Origin of the sequence: Bacillus cereus group sp. BfR-BA-01522, assembly GCF_022662635.1 — a bacterium.
Taxonomy (GTDB): Bacteria; Bacillota; Bacilli; order Bacillales; family Bacillaceae_G; genus Bacillus_A; species Bacillus_A cytotoxicus.
The window spans coordinates 387,930-404,843 of the sequence record NZ_JAKUDY010000001.1; the positions used below are offsets into that span (position 1 = coordinate 387,930).

Below are 16,914 nucleotides of genomic sequence, written 5' to 3' on the forward strand. Positions count from 1 at the left end.
CGTTACATCTCTTATTTTTATTTTATAAATTTTCCTAATATCGGTAATCGTTGAATGTGATTACCGAGAATGCGTGAAGCAAGGCCGCTTGTTAATACAAATAAAAGATAGACGAAGCCGCCAACTACGCCGCATATGATTACGATAAGTAATGATTCGATGTAAGACTGTCCAGGTATGAACCATCCTATCATCGCTTTTAATGCCATGACAATAGCGGACATTGCGCCAGAATAAATGATAATAAGACATACTGTTTTTATAGTCTCTTTTATATCAAATTTTGCGAATTTAACGATGCAGTATAACATAATGGCATCTGAAACGAGATATCCGAGAATAGTTCCAAGTACCGCTCCATGTCCGCCTAATACATATAGAAGAGGAGTATTGACAATCAGTTTTACAAGAATGCCTACTGAGAAAGCAATCATTGTTTTTCGTTGATAATCAATTCCTTGTAAAATGGCTGCTGAAACGGTAAAGATTGCGCTTAATACAGCTGATGGTGCATAGGAAATTAAGTATTGTGAACCGCCTACTGCGATATCGTGGCTCACATAAACCATGCGGAATGCATCGTAAGCAATACTAGCTAGACCGAATGCCGCTGGAATGGTGAAGAATAATAATACTTGAAATATCTTTGTAATTTGTTCTTGTAATTCTTCTTGTTTTCCACTTGTAAATGATTTTGTTATAGCTGGAATAATTGTTAATGAAAATCCAGTTGCAAGGGAAGCTGGAATCATAATTAATTTTTGAGCATAGTTCGCTATATAAGCGAAGACAGCATTTGCTGTTGTTAATGGCTCGCCAAGAGCTCTTAAAGCGTCAGCAACTGTGTATTGATCGACTAATGTATAAAGCGGAATAGCGATGCCGACAAATACAATGGGAATTGCATAACGAAGTAATTCCATATAGATACTTTTTAACGGAAGAGTAGATGCTCTTGATTTAAGCTCACCTTTAGGTGGTTTTAGATGATTATATTTTTTCCAATACATGATTAAAATCGAAACGCTAGCAATCGCTCCGACCGCAGCACCAAATGTAGCGACTGCTACAGAAGAAGCGACAGAGCCACCTAGTAACTTTGTAACAACAAAACTACCAGCTAAAATGAAAACGACGCGTGCAATTTGTTCTACAACTTGTGATACGGCGCTTGGCTTCATATGCTGGAAGCCTTGAAAATAACCGCGTGTGACACTCATTGCTGGTACAATAATAAGCGCAAAGCTGAGCGCCCGCATTGTAAGTGTTACATCAGCGATAAACTTTGGATCTGGCGCTTTTGAACGAATGATAAATTGTGATATGTAAGGAGCACCGATAAATAAAATGAAAAAACCAGAAAACCCCATCAATAGCATCAATTTTACACTAGAGTTATAGAGTTTTTTACTTGTACTATAATCACCTAGTGCATTATATTTTGCGACAAATTTTGATACGGCAATTGGAATGCCGGCTGTTGAAAAACTAAGTAAGATACCGTACCAAGAATATGCATATCCATATAAAGCAACCCCTTGTGTACCAACTAATAATTGAAAGGGGAAGAAATAGATAAATCCTAAGATACGTGAAATCATTGTGGCCCCGCTTAGTAAAGCAGTTCCTTTTAACACTTTTGAAGTAGACAAAACACTTTCCTCCCACTTTTGCTCTCATGCAGCCATCTATATTACTATAAACCTGTCATGGTATTTAATAAAGTATAAACATCACTATTGGAATAGGGTTCATAGAAAATTCATATTTTGAATTTTCACAGCAAAAAATAGATAGATTATACATAAAAATTTAGTTGACACCATTTTGAGTATATGATAAAAATGATATTAATCAATTCGGAAACATCATATTTGGGCAATGAAAGGTTATAGTAGTGAAAGTCTTCCTATTTCAGAGAGCTGATGGTCGGTGTGAATCAGTATATAGATTATTCATGAAGTTCGTCCTGGAGCATCTTTCATAAATCTCACGTTGTGAGGAAATGAAAGACGGTAGTGAATACCGTTATGAAATAAAGTGGTGAAGAGTTTTTTCACAACTAGGGTGGTACCGCGATGTTTTAATCGTCCCTACGTATTTGCGTAGGGGCGTTTTTTATTGAAGGTCCTACTGTCGTTGTGTCTTCATAACTAGGGTGGTACCGCGATATTTTAATCGTCCCTACGCATTTGCGTAGGGAGTTTTTTTATTTAAAGAGGAGGAGATTCTACTAGAAATAGCTAATGTTAGAACGCAATGAATAAAGAGAAATAGAGAGGAGATTACAATATGAATTCACCGCAATGGACATCAAAATTAGGTTTTGTATTAGCTGCTGCAGGTTCAGCAATTGGACTTGGGGCAATTTGGAAGTTCCCTTATATGGCCGGGATTGGAGGCGGCGGAGCATTTTTTCTTATTTTTATCGGTTTTACATTATTAATTGGTTTACCGCTCTTATTAGCTGAATTTGTAATTGGGAGGAGTACGCAAAAAGAAGCTGTTGATGCATATAGACAAATTGCTCCTAAAACATTATGGCCATGGCTAGGTAAATTAGGTGTTGTAACATGTTTCATATTACTTTCATTCTATAGTGTAGTAGGTGGTTGGATTTTATTATATTTATGGAATGCAATTACAGGAAGGTTATGGGAAGGAAATGGTGCATATGAAGCAACATTTGGTGAAATCATTTCCAATCCTTATTTAGCAGTTGGATCACAGTTATTATTTATTCTTATGACGATTTTCATTGTAAGTAAAGGTGTACAAAACGGTGTGGAAAAAGTAAATAAATATTTTATGCCTGCGCTATTTGTTTTATTCTTTATATTAATTATTCGTGCTCTTACATTAGATGGAGCTGGAGAAGGAGTTCGTTTCTTCTTGCAACCAGATTTCTCAAATGTGACATCGGAAATTATTTTATATGCAATGGGACAATCGTTCTTTTCATTATCTGTTGGTGTAGCAGTAATGGTAACGTATAGTTCATACTTACCGAAGGAAGAAAGTCTACCGCGTTCGGCATTTTCAATTGTAGGACTAACACTTATGATTACATTGCTTGCAGGACTTGCTATTTTCCCAGTTGTATTTGCATTTGGAATGGAACCGTCACAAGGACCAGGATTATTATTTATCGTATTACCTGCTATTTTCAGTAAAATGGCGTTTGGAAAAGTATTCTTCGTTATTTTCTTATTACTATTCTTCTTTGCAACAGTTACGTCAGCTATTTCTATGTTAGAAATTAGTGTTGCATCGTTAACAGCAAAAGGAAATGGGAGACGCGAGAAGTTTGCAATCATTGTAGGGTTATTGATTTTTGTAGTAGGTATTCCATCGGCATTATCATACGGTGTATTGAGTGATTTTAAGGTTTTTGGAAAGACAGTTTTCGATTTAGCAGATTTTGCAGTAAGTAATGTACTGATGCCGCTTGGTGTATTGTTAGTTTCTATATTCGTTCCATTAAAAATGAAGAAAGATGTATTAATGAGAGAGCTTGGTGTAAGTAAACATAAAGGATATACATTATTCATACTATGGTTATTCTTACTTCGTTATATCGCACCAGTCGCTATCATTATTGTATTTTTAAATGTAATTGGAGTTATTTAAAGAAATGGTGGAATATTCAAATGTATAAAGGTGCAAGAAGGAAACAAATATCATATAATGAAACCATAAATGGTATATTGGAGGTGTTTTTATGGCGATTATGATGCAATTGCCGGACATTGCAGCGTCTCATGCAAAGCCAAGTATGGAAATGGCGATACTTTGCGTGAGGTAGACAATGTATATACAATCGCCAAATTGAGCTCGTATATTTTTGTATTTGGCTTTGCCCTTATTGAAATGAATCATACGAAATAAGGGGCGAGCAAACATGGGATACGTAAAAGCAACAGCTGTTTTACCGGAAAGTTTAATTGCAGAAATTCAAAAATATGTACAGGGTGAAACAATTTACATTCCAAAACAAGAAACTGAACATTATAAATGGGGTACACGATCTGGGGGAAGAAAACAAATCGATATGCGAAATCGAAAGATAAAAGAAGCTTTTGAAAACGGGATTGCTATTTATCAATTAGCGGAAGAATATTTTCTTTCTGTAGAAACAATAAAAAAAATTGTGTATTCCAAATCATAGTAAAAAGCACTGATTATTCTTTTGAAATAATCAGTGCTTTTTTATGTATAGTTTGTTTATGAATTGTTTTTGGTATTTTATAAAAGAAAAGTATTATATACAATAAAAACAGATTGATAATTTGTATGGAGTGATAACGATGGAAGCATTTATTAGAAGTGATCAATATAATTTTATAAAATCACAAACTCATATTCTTGTGCATGGACATGCAACAGCAAACGATAGAGGGGTCATTACGGCTTTGAAATCTCTTGCAATTGAAAAAGTATTACACGCCTTTGAAAATTTAAATAGTGAACAGAAAGAATTAATTGAAACAATTTTGGCAGTTGAAAATAGAGAGGATGCGGAAGCATTTTTGCTTAAATTAAATCCGTATGTTATACCGTTTCAAGAAGTTACTCCACAAGCATTAAAAAAATTATTTCCTAAAGTGAAAAAATTGAAGCTTCCTGAAATGGAAGAAGTAAACATGAAAGAAATGTCATATTTAGGTTGGACTGATAAGGGAACGGGAAAAAGGTTTATTATAGCAAAAAAGAATAATAAATTAGTTGGCGTTCAAGGGACGTTTCAAAGTATAAATAAAAAAGGGATTTGTGCACTATGTCATGGACATGAAGAGGTAGGCATGTTTTTAGTTGAAATAAAAGGAGATGTGCCAGGCACGTTTGTTAAAAAAGGAAATTATATTTGTCAAGATAGTATAGCATGTAATCAAAATATGACTTCGCTAGATAAATTACATGATTTTATCGAAAGACTTAAGAAATAAAGGACGATTCTTTTCGTCCTTTTATCATTTCTTCTGCCAATTTGTTTTTATAAAGTCTTCACGTCCAGACTCTTTTCGTTCCTGAGCATATTTCTTCGGATTTTTCTTGTAGAAATGCTGATGGTATTCTTCTGCTTCATAAAAAGGTGCAGCTGGGCGAATTTCTGTTACGATTGGCTCGTTAAATATACCGCTAGTAGCAAGCAATTGTTTTGACTTCTCAGCGAGTTCTTTTTGGGTTTCGTTGTGATAGAAAATTGCCGTGCGATAAGATGGACCACGATCAAAAAATTGTCCGTCATCATCAGTCGGATCAATTTGCGACCAATATAAGTCTAGTAATTTTTGATAAGGAAAAATAGAAGGATCGAATGTAATTTGAACAACCTCTAAATGCCCGGATGTGCCAGATTTTACTTGTTCATATGTTGGATTGGAAATATGTCCACCAGTATAGCCTGAAACAACTTTTTGAATACCTGGAAGTTCATCAAATGGTTTTACCATACACCAAAAACAGCCGCCGGCGAAGGTTGCAAGTTCGAATGTTTTCTTTGACATGTTTGTAATACCTCCTAAATAGATGTGTTTATTAAGTATTATATAAACTATGTTATTATGCAATAAAAAATATTAAGAAATATCTAACTGAAAATATTCTGATTAGATTTTAAAAATAAATTTTTGGAAAATGTATTGACAATCAAAAAGAGAAAGTTCTATAATACGTTTAATAACTTTTAAGTCAATTCTAAATTTTCTAATTTAACCATATTTTATATGTGAAGAAGAGGAAAGTAGATGATGATGCATGTTTCAGAGAGCTGCCCCGTGGCTGTGAGGGCGGTAACAAGCAAATCATTGAAAATCACCTCGGAGCATCGCTTTCGAAAGGGAATTTGAGTAGAGAGCGACGGGCTCGTCTCCGATAAATGGACGGAGGTCTGATGGGACCTACTGAGCTTATATTTCGTGAGGAATATAAGGAAGCTGAGTGGTAACGCGAAACTCTCGCCTCAGCAATCAAATCTACTAGTGAGTAGAGATTGATTGTTGGGGCGAGAGTTTTTATTTAAAAAAATACAAGAATGTGAAGAAGAGGAAAGTAGACGATACGATTTGTTTCAGAGAGCTACCCCGTGGCTGTGAGGGTAGTACAAATCTATTGATTGAAAATCACCTCAGAGCACTATTCACGAAAGGAAACGAGTAGGGAGTAGCGGAGTTGTTCCCGATAGCAGAACAAAAGTCCATATTTGGACTTACTGAGCTTATATTTCGTGAGGAGTATAAGGAAGCTGAGTGGTACCACGATTCCCTCGTCTCAGCAATGGGTTGCTACAAGTTGTAAAGAATCGATTGCTGAGACGAGTATATTTTTATGAATAATATACAGAAAATTTAGTCTTTATATATTCTTCTCAGCAATCGATTTAAAGATAGATTGCATAAAGAGATGAAAAAGAGGAGCGATGTAAGATGAAAAAGCAGTATATTTATATGAATGGGGAATTAGTAGAGAAGGAAAAGGCTGTTGTTTCGGTATATGATCATGGGTTTTTATATGGAGACGGTGTATTTGAAGGAATTCGTAGTTACGGTGGAAATGTCTTTTGTTTAAAAGAGCATGTAAAGCGGTTATATGAATCTGCAAAATCTATTTTGCTCACGATTCCAATGACAGTGGAAGAAATGGAAAAAGCGGTTGTACAGACGTTACAAAAAAATGGATATGCCGATGCATATATTCGACTAATTGTTTCAAGAGGAAAGGGGGATTTAGGACTGGATCCAAGAAGTTGCGAAAAGCCAAGTGTCATCATTATTGCAGAGCAATTAAAATTATTTCCTCAAGAATTTTATGATAATGGTCTGAGCGTTGTATCGGTTGCATCTCGCCGGAATATGCCAGATGCATTAGATCCACGTATTAAGTCAATGAATTATTTAAATAACGTACTAGTGAAAATTGAAGCAGCGCAAGCGGGTGCACTAGAAGCACTTATGTTAAATCAACAAGGATATGTTTGTGAAGGGTCAGGAGACAATGTTTTTGTAGTGAAAGATGGAAAAGTAGTAACACCGCCTTCTTACTTAGGGGCATTGGAAGGAGTGACTCGCAATAGCGTGATTGAACTTTGTGACAAATTGGGGATTCCATGTGAAGAAAGACCGTTTACCCGTCACGATGTATATGTAGCGGATGAAGTGTTTTTAACGGGAACTGCTGCTGAATTAATTCCAGTTGTAAAAGTTGATGCAAGAGAAATTGGAGATGGAAAGCCTGGAGAGGTAACAAAACAATTAACCGAAGCGTTTAAACGGTTAACGAGAGAACGAGGAGTACGTGTGCCAGGACTAGCAGAGAGTTTGGCGTAAAAGATAGGGGAGGAGTAAAAAATGGAAGATAGGCATACAGTTTGCAAGAAAAAGGAGTTGGAAGAAGGGAAAGAGAGCGGTGCAAGTCATGTTATTCAATGCTTGAAAAAATTAGGTGAAACAACCGTATTTGGTTATCTGGGAGGAGCTATTTAACCAGTGTATAGTGCGTTTTATCTTTTTAGGCGAGAAGACACCCACCTCAAGGAACGTGCAGGGCATAGCCCAATGAGTAGGTGGGTGATGAATCGCCTTCGGATAGGGCGTGGCTTATGCCACGTTAACGATCCGACACACTTAAACCTTTACGAATAAGCTCGTAAACCGCACCTGCAAAACTCGTGATGTAATTTTCTTTTGGTATTTTTCGATTTCTGCCACTAAATCAGCAGGAAACGTAATTAATTTTGAAATACGTTCCATACTACTTCACTTCCATTTCGGTATATACTTATGTTTGGTATATAATTAGTATATACTAAAAGGAGGTGAAATCAATGTTAGTTAACAAAGTGTATAAGTTTCGTATCTATCCAAACAAGGGGCAAGAAATATTAAAACAGGTAGTAGATGTTTTGCAAGTAAATACATCATAAGCAGAGATTGTCGCTTTCATGTATGAAGATAGAGTGACCAATATGTGTCATTCTATTTCAAATACAGCAGCATTTGGCGATCATGTAACAGGATAATCGCAACGGATAAAATGAAATGTGTTCTTATCAAAATTCAGCAAGGAGAATTTAGGGGAAAAGGTTATTAGAATTTTAAACTGGACGTAAGGCGTAGTATGCAATGAAAAAGAAAGAGCAAAAGCATCGGCTGAAAAAGGTAGGAGCAGTACTTCGTGAAAGGATGTCTTGAATTCAGCCGCTAGAAACAAAAAAATAAACAGCAGCGTAAAAATGTATGAGGAAAGGAATTGAAAATATGAGAAGTGACATGATTAAAAAAGGTTTCGATAAAGCGCCGCATCGCAGTTTATTAAAAGCAACCGGGCTCAAAGATGAAGACTTCCACAAGCCGTTTGTAGCGATTTGTAATTCTTTTATTGAAATTATTCCTGGGCATAAACATTTAAATGAATTTGGTCGCCTTGTAAAGGAAGCTGTACGTGCGGCGGGAATGGTTCCATTTGAATTTAACACAATTGGAGTCGATGACGGAATTGCAATGGGGCATATCGGTATGCGCTATTCCCTTCCAAGTCGTGAGATTATTGCTGATTCAGTGGAAACAGTAGTCAATGCGCATTGGTTCGATGGCATGATTTGTATTCCGAACTGTGACAAAATTACACCGGGCATGATGATGGCTGCGATGCGTATTAACATTCCAACGGTTTTTGTTTCAGGAGGACCAATGGCAGCGGGAAAAACGTCAAAAGGAGAGGTTGTTGACTTAAGCTCTGTTTTTGAAGGAGTAGGCGCTTATCAATCTGGAAAAATTTCAGAGGAAGAATTAAAAGATATTGAAGATCACGGTTGTCCATCTTGTGGCTCTTGTTCGGGTATGTTTACAGCGAATTCGATGAACTGTCTATGTGAAGTATTAGGATTAGCCCTCCCGGGAAATGGAAGCATCTTAGCGACAGACTCGCGCCGAGAGCAGTTAATTCAACGAGCAGCGGAGAGTTTAAAAATTTTAATGGAACGTGATATTAAACCGAGAGACATTGTCACTGAAGAAGCCATTGATGACGCGTTTGCACTTGACATGGCAATGGGAGGATCTACAAATACAGTATTACATACGTTAGCAATTGCTCAAGAGGCAGGATTAGACTATGACATGAACCGGATTGATGTAGTTTCAAGGAAAGTTCCTCATTTATGTAAAGTAAGCCCAGCCTCAAATTGGCATATGGAAGATATCGATCGTGCAGGTGGTATGAGTGCTATTTTAAAAGAATTAAGTAGAAAAGAAGGGGTACTGCACTTAGATCGGATAACAGTTACAGGGAAAACGTTACGAGAAAATATTGCCGATGCTGAAATTCAAGACAAAGAAGTCATTCATTCGCTTGAAAATCCTCATAGCCAAGAGGGGGGCTTACGTATATTAAAAGGAAATCTCGCAAAAGATGGTGCTGTGATTAAAAGTGGTGCAACAGAAGTAAAGCGTTTTGAAGGACCGTGTGTTATTTTTAATTCACAAGATGAAGCACTTGCGGGAATTATGCTTGGGAAAGTAAAAAAAGGAGATGTGGTAGTTATTCGTTATGAAGGGCCAAGAGGTGGGCCTGGTATGCCAGAAATGTTAGCTCCAACATCAGCAATTGCTGGTATGGGACTAGGAGCTGATGTAGCACTATTAACAGATGGCCGTTTTTCGGGAGCATCACGAGGTATTTCTGTCGGGCATATTTCCCCAGAAGCTGCTGCGGGTGGGGAAATTGCACTTCTTCAGCAAGGAGATATCGTTTGTATTGATGTAGAGGAGCGTTTGCTTGAAGTGAAAGTGAGTGATGAGGAATTAGCGAAACGCCGAAAAGAATGGAAAAGACCAGAGCCGAAAGTAAAAACAGGATGGCTTGGCCGCTATGCCCAGATGGTTACATCAGCAAATACTGGAGCAGTACTGAAAATGCAAAACTTTGATTGAATGATAGAAAAAAAGGATAAGGAATGATATGAGATGGTGCATAAGGTAAAGGAGAGAGTAAAAATTGAAGATATCCTTATGGCTCATAATTGTTTAAAGGATATTGTCAATAAAACACCACTTCAACGAGATGCAGTTTTATCTGAGAAATATAAATGTGAAGTATATGTGAAAAGAGAAGATTTACAAGTAATCCGTTCCTTTAAAATTCGCGGTGCTTACAATTTAATTCAAAGTTTATCAAAAGAGAAGTTGCAAAACGGAGTTGTGTGCGCAAGTGCTGGAAATCATGCACAAGGCGTTGCATATACGTGTAATTTATTAGAAATTCCAGCGAACATCTTTATGCCAACGACAACGCCAAAGCAGAAAGTATCGCAAGTCAAATTTTTCGGTGGTGATGTGGCAGACATTATGTTAGTTGGTGATACATTTGATAGCTCCTTTCAAGAAGCGCAGCGCTATTGTGAAGAAAATGGAATGACATTTGTACATCCTTTTGATGATCCACACGTAATTGCCGGTCAAGGAACAGTGGCAGTCGAGATTTTACATGATACGGAAAAAACGATTGATTATGTATTTACAGCAATTGGCGGTGGGGGTCTCGCTTCTGGCATCGGTACATATGTAAAGGGAGTGAGTCCAAATACAAAAGTCATCGGTGTGGAACCTAAAGGGGCAGCGTCGATGAAAGAAGCTTTTTTACAAAACGAAAATGTAACGCTAGAAATGATTGATAGTTTTGTAGATGGTGCAGCGGTAAAGAAAGTAGGAAAGCTAACTTTTGAGACTTGTAAAGATGTGTTAGATGATATTGTCTTAGTTCCTGAAGGGAAAATTTGTACAACGATTTTAGAATTGTATAAGAAGAATGCAATTGTTGCAGAACCTGCCGGAGCTCTCTCGATTGCAGCGCTCGATTTTTATAAAGATGAAATAAAAGGAAAGACAGTCGTTTGTGTGTTAAGCGGTGGGAATAATGATATTGACCGAATGCAAGAAATGAAAGAACGCTCTCTCATTTACGAAGGGATAAAACATTATTTTATTATTCAATTTCCGCAGCGATCAGGAGCATTGCGAGAGTTCCTTGATAAAGGATTAGGCCCTGAGGATGATATTACTCGTTTTGAGTATATTAAGAAGCATAATAAAGAAAATGGTCCTGCACTTGTCGGTGTAGAGTTAAAACATAAAGAAGATTATGAGCCACTGATTGCTCGTTTTAAGGAAAATCATATTCAATTTCTGGAACTGAACAAGAATCCTGTTTTGTTTGATTTATTAACTTAATAAATAAAGAGAAAGAGGGCGAAAGTGATAAGCTCTCTTTCTTAGTTTTTATCTTTGTTATTTATGCTAGCTGAATTGTTTAATGAAAATTCGTAATATTAAATCGTTACATAAGTAATAGTAAATACAAAATGAAAGCTTTTGGTCATGATTGTGAATGTCTTATGCTAGAAGACTTCCACCTGAAAGGTTAAAAATAAAGTCTTAGAGAGGAAGAAAGAATGGTTATATTAGGAGCAATTGTAAATGGAATATGTATTATAATCGGCACATTATTAGGGAAAGTATTAAGTAATATTCCTGAAAGTATGAAAGGAACCGTCATGCATGCAATTGGTTTAGCAGTTACTGTACTAGGATTACGAATGGGAATGAAAAGCGAAATTTTTCTCATTGTTATTTTAAGCCTTGTAATAGGAGCGGTAGTTGGAGAATGTCTTTGCTTAGAAGAAAAGCTACAAAAGTTAGGGAATTGGTTAGAAAAGAAAGTTGGTTCCAAAGGAGAAGGAAGTATATCTGTAGGTTTTGTTACAGCTACGCTAATCTTTGCCATTGGGGCAATGGGAGTACTAGGCGCATTAGATAGCGGAATTCGCGGAAACCATAATGTCCTCTATACAAAAGCGATTATAGATGGGTTTATTTCCCTTATTTTAACAACAACACTTGGAATCGGTGTATTATTTTCGGCTGTGCCAGTTATTTTATATGAAGGTGGAATTGCTCTATTTGCAACGAAAATTGATCGTTTTGTACCCGAACAATTAATGAATCAATTTATTATAGAAATGACAGCAACGGGTGGGATTATGATCTTTGCCATTGGACTGAACTTACTCGGATTCATTAAAATCAAAGTTGCAAATCTATTACCTGGAATATTGGTCGTTGGAATGATTGTTTCTATTATATATGGATATAATTTATTTCTATTAAAATAGAGCCTGTAATAAAAGGTTGTAAAACATGACCTTTTGTCACAGGCTGTTTCTTTTCTATTTGTTATAACATACGCATAAACTTACAATACGAAATATTGACCAGGAAAATTTGCTATCTAGTAGTTGCTATAAAATTAATATGAATGTTTCATAAAGTGCACGAAGCCACCTATAAACAAAATTGAAAAACTTCCCATTACAACAAAAATGAGTGTTTCCATAGAAATGTATAGTAGTTGGGAAGCTTCTTTCGGTAGCATCGCAAGAAATGGTTGGGCCCATGGATAGAAAGGACCAAACCGTTCAGAATTTGCAATCATAAGAGCAGGATCGTCGCTATAACATTTAAAGCAATTGGTGCTGCAAAGCTAGACCAAATGGTTGATACCCATAACTGTAAGGCAGTTAAAGGCAAAGTAGCAATACAGCCACCTACAACGCTTTTTATTACTAGAGTTAGCGGGAATGGACCGGATAGATGTAACAGATGTCCAGCAGTAACAAAACTCATAATAAAAAGGACTTGCACGATACTTATAAATGTGAAGGTAAAGAAAAACTTTATGATATATGTATGATATTTTGTTACAGGTTGTGTGAGAAGTTGTTTCCAGCTCCCGTTTGCATGTTCATATCGACAAATAAATGCCGTGAAAATACCTGTTAACAGTGGTAAAAGTAGCATGCTATGTACCGTTATCATGATATTATCAATTAACTCCCAATGTTGATATTCAGAGTAGCGTGAGCCGGAAAACATAGTGAAAACGCTACCTAATAAACCAATTGTGCATGTCACGCTTTGATTTTGAAATAGAATGGCAAGCTATAATTGGAAAGTGACAATGGGTAATGCTGACCAATAATGAAGAATGTGAATCGTACATTAACAAAGGAACAGATTTTTGAAGCGGTATGGAATGAGACTTATATAGAAGGAGATAAATCGCTAATGGTTCATATTCGACATTTACGCGAAAAAATAGAGAGGAATCCAAGTAATCCTCAAATTATAGAAACGATACGCGGGATTGGTTATCGGTGTAAAGCATGATAAAACGTACAGCAATATTACGAAAGTATTTATTGATTATATTTATCGCAATTATATTGTTACCTTTAGTTCTCCCGGTCAGTTCATTTCTTTTTTTGAAAACAATCGAGTGGACAGCAGGAGAGTTTTCTACTTCGTATTCTAGTGAGCGAATAGAAAAACAATGGAGGAAGGAATCGGAAACTTTAGATGAGAATAACCCTAAAGAAATTGTAAAAGCTTTTGAGAGATTTAAAGAGAAATATCCAGAAGGAACAATGTTTTGGGGAGATCGTCATGGAAAAACAAATTTTCAAATACCTGATAATCAAAATATTCCTAAAGTATGGAGTGCAAGCGATGCAATCGAATTTATGAAAAAAAGTTTTGCTGGGGAACCATTTACAATTGTTTCTTATATAGGAAAAGGGAAGAAAGAGGCGTTTATGGTATTTTAAGTTCCAAGGAAATATACGAAGACACCCATTGTTCAAATACGTGAAAGATATGAATTTATTTTTGAAACGATTATTATTGTGAGTTTTACGATATTTGTTATCATCTCGGTTATCTTTTTTCTTAAAATTAGAAAGAGATTATTAACATTACAAAACGCGATGGAACTTCCAGGAGATAAGACTCTTCCATCTAAAATTTCAATAACAAAACAAGATGAGATTGGTTTGTTAGAAGAGTCGTTTAATCATATGATCGAGGCATTACAACAAAGTAGATTAAAAGAAAAACAAGAGGAAGAGTTTCGCCGAAAATTAATAGTAGATCTCTCGCATGATTTGCGCGCACCATTAACGATAATGCGAGCTCAAATCGATTCATTAAAGGGAGAAGTATTTTCGATAAAGGGACAGGAAACGATGGTATTAATGGATAAGAAGATAAATTATATAGCAGAGTTAATAGAGAATTTACTATCGTATTCGCTCATTACAGCTAAAAAATATTCATATCATCAAAGCATACGGATATGACACGTTTAATACGAAAAATTGTTGCAACGTGGTACGATAGTTTAGATGAAGAAGGTTTTGAAGTAGGCATTCAAATTCCTGAAAAACAATTATTTTGGGATATTGATGAAAATTGGTTTCAAAGAATGATAGATAACGTCATCCAAAATGTTGTTCGGCATGCAAGTATCGGAATATATATAGATTATGAAGGGGAAATAATCACAACAGTAGACCGTGGTTCGGGGTTTCAAAATACGCCCTCTAAAAATAAAGGAGCTTGTCTAGTATTGCCGTTATGGCGAAAGAGATGCGAATCGAGTGGAGTATCGAATCTGATAATTCAGGGGCTACATTTCGATTTAAGAAGCAATAATAAAAAGGATAGGGCGTATGGGGGATTTTCAATTTATAAAGAGGATAAAGATTGGTTTTACTTGTTATGAGGCGGTAAGGAAAAAGAAGGAGGGATTTGAGCTGTCGAATACAAGGGGTAGGGAGAAAGCTACTACATCGATGTCTGAATGATATAAGAAAAAATGATTATGGGTATGCAATTATTTGTCAAGCGAGGTCGATTGAATTGTATGAAGAAAGTTATGGTGTCGAATTGATATCCGTAACAATAAGATAATTTGTATACAAGAATAATAGATTGAAGGTTGCGGTGAAAACGCTATTTTATCTGTACAACATTTTATCGGTATAACAATAGATAGGTGAAATGAGATGAAATATAGAATATTAATTTATTATTCAAAATATCGACAACGAATCTGTTATTTCTAGATAAACTTCAGGTAAAACGAATCCTGAAGTTTATCTGTATTTCATTATTTAATCGTCAAGCAGGGCTCATTTCATATTGTTCTCTTTAAAAAATCTAAAATTCATCCCTTTTTGTTTGTTGAAAAAAAGATTATTACTGAATAATTGTTGTTCAGCTTATTTGAAGGAGCGATTTTCTATCATGATTAATGAAGGAGGAACAAAGCCGTGAAACATAATTGTATAGCATGTTTCCATTTGTTAAAATTGTTGTTTCTGTAAACGAAAATACATATTGTTAGACTTTGAATCATTTTTATGAAAAAATGATAATAGATAAGGAAGGGTATTTTTCCTTAAGTGCTTCGTATTGAAATTATTCTATAAGAGAAGGTGAGCTTGATGAATTTAAATTAAATAAGGAGCTGTTTTTATTTTATGCAACAAAGACATAATTTAGATTTTGGACCTCAAGATGTTAATATTATTAATCCTAAACAAGCAAAAAAAGCTGTTGTAGCTACTGGCATTGGGAATATGATGGAGTGGTTTGATTTTGGTTTATATGCTTATTTAGCGGTTATTTTAAGTCAATTATTCTTTTCAAACGTCCATAATAGTAGTCTCCAACTTGTACTTACATTTGGTACATTTGCTGCTGCCTTTCTCGTTCGCCCAATTGGAGGCATTTTCTTTGGGAGAATTGGCGATAAATATGGGCGGAAGGTTGTTTTAAGCACGACGATTATTTTAATGGCGCTTTCTACATTATTCATTGCTCTACTGCCAACTTATGAACAAATTGGGATTTGGGCACCGATATTCTTATTAGTTGCTCGGATCGTTCAAGGGTTCTCTACAGGAGGCGAATATTCGGGTGCAATGGTTTATATCGCAGAATCTTCTCCAGATAAAAAGCGTGGAATACTTGGTAGTGGTCTTGAAATTGGAACGCTTTCAGGTTACATTGCCGCTTCAGGAATCGTTACCATTTTGACAGTATTATTAACAAATGAACAAATGCTTAGTTGGGGATGGCGTATTCCTTTCTTAATTGCTGCACCAATTGGTTTGGTCGGTTTATATTTACGCCGTCATTTGAGTGAATCTCCAGTCTTTCAAGAGATAGAAAAAGAAAAAGCACAAGAGGAATATAAAGATGACAAACAAATTCCTTTGATTTACATTCTAAAATATTATAAAAAAGATTTTCTTCTAAGTATAGTCATTGTCGCCTTCTTTAACATTACTAACTATATGATCCTTTCTTTTATTCCTTCTTATCTAACGCAAATAGTAAAAATGAAAGAAACAACTGGTTTAATAATCATTTCAATTACGATGACACTTATGATTCCACTGGCATTTTATTTTGGTAAATTAAGTGATAAGGTTGGAAATAAACGTGTCGTACAATTTGGCTTATTGGGTTTAACATTATGTTCAATTCCAGCATTTTTACTAATAAGACATGGACATATTGTAGCTATTTTCGCTGGTATTTTTGTTTTAGGCTTTTTCTTAAGTATTTATGAAGGAACACTACCTTCCTTATTACCATCTCTCTTTTTCACAGATGTGCGTTATCGTGCACTGTCTATATCTTTCAATATTTCTGTATCCATATTCGGTGGCACAACGCCACTTGTATCTTCATATCTTGTTCACATTACTGATAATGCACTTGCACCAGCGTTTTATTTAACAGGTGTAAGCTTAATTGGTTTAATTGTATTTAGTCTATTATTTGTGACAACATCAGGACGTGCATTGAAAGGTGCTTATCCTACAGTTGAAACAAAAAAAGAAGCTTATGAAGTAGCTAAGCAAGCCCCTGAAGAAGCACTTTGGTGGCATGAAGAAGCTTTAGAAGTGAAAAAGTCATAGTTTACGAAAAAAACGATATCATTTTTTGGGAATTTCAAAATATAAAAGATCCCTATCTTATTTAAAGAGGATAGAAGTCTTTTATATAGTTA

At 35.7% G+C, this 16,914-nt stretch carries 16 protein-coding genes, 2 pseudogenes and 3 other annotated features; of the genes and pseudogenes, 14 read left to right on the plus strand and 4 right to left on the minus strand.

The features are described from left to right. Positions 1–17: 17 nt before the first annotated feature. Positions 18–1,652: a putative polysaccharide biosynthesis protein gene (locus MR059_RS02055; protein WP_242161459.1), complete on the minus strand. Its 1,635-nt coding sequence runs from the start codon at positions 1,650–1,652 to the stop codon at positions 18–20. A 220-nt stretch (positions 1,653–1,872) separates the two neighbouring features. Continuing rightward, positions 1,873–2,098 (plus strand) — a binding site (T-box leader). A gap of 194 nt (positions 2,099–2,292) precedes the next feature. Between MR059_RS02055 and MR059_RS02060 the strand changes: the two genes are divergently transcribed. The 3 genes from MR059_RS02060 (at position 2,293) to MR059_RS02070 (ending at position 4,946) form a co-directional block, all read left to right on the plus strand. Continuing rightward, on the plus strand, positions 2,293–3,630 hold the full coding sequence (locus tag MR059_RS02060) for a sodium-dependent transporter (protein ID WP_012093933.1): 1,338 nt from the start codon (positions 2,293–2,295) through the stop codon (positions 3,628–3,630). A gap of 271 nt (positions 3,631–3,901) precedes the next feature. Beyond that, a complete protein-coding gene (locus MR059_RS02065; protein ID WP_012093934.1) occupies positions 3,902–4,168 on the plus strand; it encodes a CD3324 family protein in 267 nt (88 codons plus the stop codon). A 139-nt stretch (positions 4,169–4,307) separates the two neighbouring features. Continuing rightward, entirely contained in the window at positions 4,308–4,946 is a 639-nt protein-coding gene (locus tag MR059_RS02070; RefSeq protein WP_012093935.1) for a FusB/FusC family EF-G-binding protein, read from the plus strand. Between the two features lie 24 nt (positions 4,947–4,970). Here the strand turns inward: MR059_RS02070 and msrA are convergent, their stop codons facing one another. Continuing rightward, a complete protein-coding gene (gene msrA / locus MR059_RS02075; RefSeq protein ID WP_087094791.1) occupies positions 4,971–5,507 on the minus strand; it encodes a peptide-methionine (S)-S-oxide reductase MsrA in 537 nt (178 codons plus the stop codon). 215 nt (positions 5,508–5,722) lie between these two features. Continuing rightward, positions 5,723–5,968: a binding site (T-box leader), on the plus strand. A 62-nt stretch (positions 5,969–6,030) separates the two neighbouring features. Next, positions 6,031–6,276 (plus strand) — a binding site (T-box leader). A 149-nt stretch (positions 6,277–6,425) separates the two neighbouring features. Here msrA and ilvE point away from each other — a divergent pair. Continuing rightward, positions 6,426–7,325, plus strand: coding sequence for a branched-chain-amino-acid transaminase (gene ilvE / locus MR059_RS02080; protein WP_012093937.1), 900 nt, complete (start codon positions 6,426–6,428; stop codon positions 7,323–7,325). A 21-nt stretch (positions 7,326–7,346) separates the two neighbouring features. After that, positions 7,347–7,478: pseudogene (locus MR059_RS02085) on the plus strand (thiamine pyrophosphate-binding protein); the annotation flags it as partial. Between the two features lie 144 nt (positions 7,479–7,622). On the opposite strand, the gene MR059_RS21760 reads toward MR059_RS02085, so the two are convergent. After that, positions 7,623–7,748, minus strand: a complete 126-nt coding sequence (locus tag MR059_RS21760; RefSeq protein WP_277927651.1) for a hypothetical protein — start codon at positions 7,746–7,748, stop codon at positions 7,623–7,625. 74 nt (positions 7,749–7,822) lie between these two features. On the opposite strand from MR059_RS21760, the gene MR059_RS02090 reads away from it, so the two are divergent. The 4 genes from MR059_RS02090 to MR059_RS02110 all read left to right on the plus strand — a co-directional run bounded on the left by MR059_RS02090 (position 7,823) and on the right by MR059_RS02110 (position 12,166). Further along, positions 7,823–7,921: a helix-turn-helix domain-containing protein gene (locus MR059_RS02090; protein WP_081428362.1), complete on the plus strand. Its 99-nt coding sequence runs from the start codon at positions 7,823–7,825 to the stop codon at positions 7,919–7,921. Between the two features lie 334 nt (positions 7,922–8,255). Continuing rightward, positions 8,256–9,929, plus strand: a complete 1,674-nt coding sequence (ilvD, locus tag MR059_RS02100; RefSeq protein ID WP_087094832.1) for a dihydroxy-acid dehydratase — start codon at positions 8,256–8,258, stop codon at positions 9,927–9,929. A gap of 33 nt (positions 9,930–9,962) precedes the next feature. Further along, positions 9,963–11,225, plus strand: a complete 1,263-nt coding sequence (gene ilvA / locus MR059_RS02105) for a threonine ammonia-lyase IlvA (RefSeq protein ID WP_012093940.1) — start codon at positions 9,963–9,965, stop codon at positions 11,223–11,225. 221 nt (positions 11,226–11,446) lie between these two features. Next, positions 11,447–12,166: a DUF554 domain-containing protein gene (locus tag MR059_RS02110; protein WP_242161461.1), complete on the plus strand. Its 720-nt coding sequence runs from the start codon at positions 11,447–11,449 to the stop codon at positions 12,164–12,166. 316 nt (positions 12,167–12,482) lie between these two features. Here the strand turns inward: MR059_RS02110 and MR059_RS02115 are convergent, their stop codons facing one another. Next, complete coding sequence (locus MR059_RS02115) at positions 12,483–12,926, minus strand: ABC transporter permease (RefSeq protein WP_237701321.1); 444 nt, start codon at positions 12,924–12,926, stop codon at positions 12,483–12,485. Between the two features lie 102 nt (positions 12,927–13,028). Here MR059_RS02115 and MR059_RS02120 point away from each other — a divergent pair. From MR059_RS02120 to MR059_RS02140, 5 genes and pseudogenes are all read left to right on the plus strand, one after another. Beyond that, positions 13,029–13,220, plus strand: a pseudogene (locus MR059_RS02120) (winged helix-turn-helix domain-containing protein); the annotation flags it as partial. After that, complete coding sequence (locus MR059_RS02125) at positions 13,217–13,657, plus strand: hypothetical protein (RefSeq protein ID WP_239431028.1); 441 nt, start codon at positions 13,217–13,219, stop codon at positions 13,655–13,657. The pseudogene MR059_RS02120 and the gene MR059_RS02125, both read left to right, overlap by 4 nt. A 78-nt stretch (positions 13,658–13,735) precedes the next feature. Then, positions 13,736–14,188 (plus strand): histidine kinase dimerization/phospho-acceptor domain-containing protein, encoded by a 453-nt coding sequence (locus MR059_RS02130; protein WP_239431027.1) that lies wholly within the window; start codon positions 13,736–13,738, stop codon positions 14,186–14,188. Beyond that, positions 14,185–14,613 (plus strand): ATP-binding protein, encoded by a 429-nt coding sequence (locus tag MR059_RS02135; protein ID WP_242161463.1) that lies wholly within the window; start codon positions 14,185–14,187, stop codon positions 14,611–14,613. The genes MR059_RS02130 and MR059_RS02135 overlap by 4 nt, the downstream gene beginning before the upstream one ends. Positions 14,614–15,373: 760 nt before the next feature. Beyond that, positions 15,374–16,822, plus strand: coding sequence for an MFS transporter (locus tag MR059_RS02140; RefSeq protein WP_242161465.1), 1,449 nt, complete (start codon positions 15,374–15,376; stop codon positions 16,820–16,822). Positions 16,823–16,914: the final 92 nt, after the last annotated feature.

What these genes read in the sequence shown, in the direction of transcription:
- MR059_RS02060 (WP_012093933.1), top strand. Translation starts at nt 2,293, where the DNA reads ATGAATTCACCGCAATGGACATCAAAATTAGGTTTTGTATTAGCTGCT.
- MR059_RS02065 (WP_012093934.1), top strand. Translation starts at nt 3,902, where the DNA reads ATGGGATACGTAAAAGCAACAGCTGTTTTACCGGAAAGTTTAATTGCA.
- MR059_RS02070 (WP_012093935.1), top strand. Translation starts at nt 4,308, where the DNA reads ATGGAAGCATTTATTAGAAGTGATCAATATAATTTTATAAAATCACAA.
- msrA (WP_087094791.1), bottom strand. Translation starts at nt 5,507, where the DNA reads ATGTCAAAGAAAACATTCGAACTTGCAACCTTCGCCGGCGGCTGTTTT.
- ilvE (WP_012093937.1), top strand. Translation starts at nt 6,426, where the DNA reads ATGAAAAAGCAGTATATTTATATGAATGGGGAATTAGTAGAGAAGGAA.
- MR059_RS21760 (WP_277927651.1), bottom strand. Translation starts at nt 7,748, where the DNA reads ATGGAACGTATTTCAAAATTAATTACGTTTCCTGCTGATTTAGTGGCA.
- MR059_RS02090 (WP_081428362.1), top strand. Translation starts at nt 7,823, where the DNA reads ATGTTAGTTAACAAAGTGTATAAGTTTCGTATCTATCCAAACAAGGGG.
- ilvD (WP_087094832.1), top strand. Translation starts at nt 8,256, where the DNA reads ATGAGAAGTGACATGATTAAAAAAGGTTTCGATAAAGCGCCGCATCGC.
- ilvA (WP_012093940.1), top strand. Translation starts at nt 9,963, where the DNA reads ATGGTGCATAAGGTAAAGGAGAGAGTAAAAATTGAAGATATCCTTATG.
- MR059_RS02110 (WP_242161461.1), top strand. Translation starts at nt 11,447, where the DNA reads ATGGTTATATTAGGAGCAATTGTAAATGGAATATGTATTATAATCGGC.
- MR059_RS02115 (WP_237701321.1), bottom strand. Translation starts at nt 12,926, where the DNA reads ATGTTTTCCGGCTCACGCTACTCTGAATATCAACATTGGGAGTTAATT.
- MR059_RS02125 (WP_239431028.1), top strand. Translation starts at nt 13,217, where the DNA reads ATGATAAAACGTACAGCAATATTACGAAAGTATTTATTGATTATATTT.
- MR059_RS02135 (WP_242161463.1), top strand. Translation starts at nt 14,185, where the DNA reads ATGACACGTTTAATACGAAAAATTGTTGCAACGTGGTACGATAGTTTA.
- MR059_RS02140 (WP_242161465.1), top strand. Translation starts at nt 15,374, where the DNA reads ATGCAACAAAGACATAATTTAGATTTTGGACCTCAAGATGTTAATATT.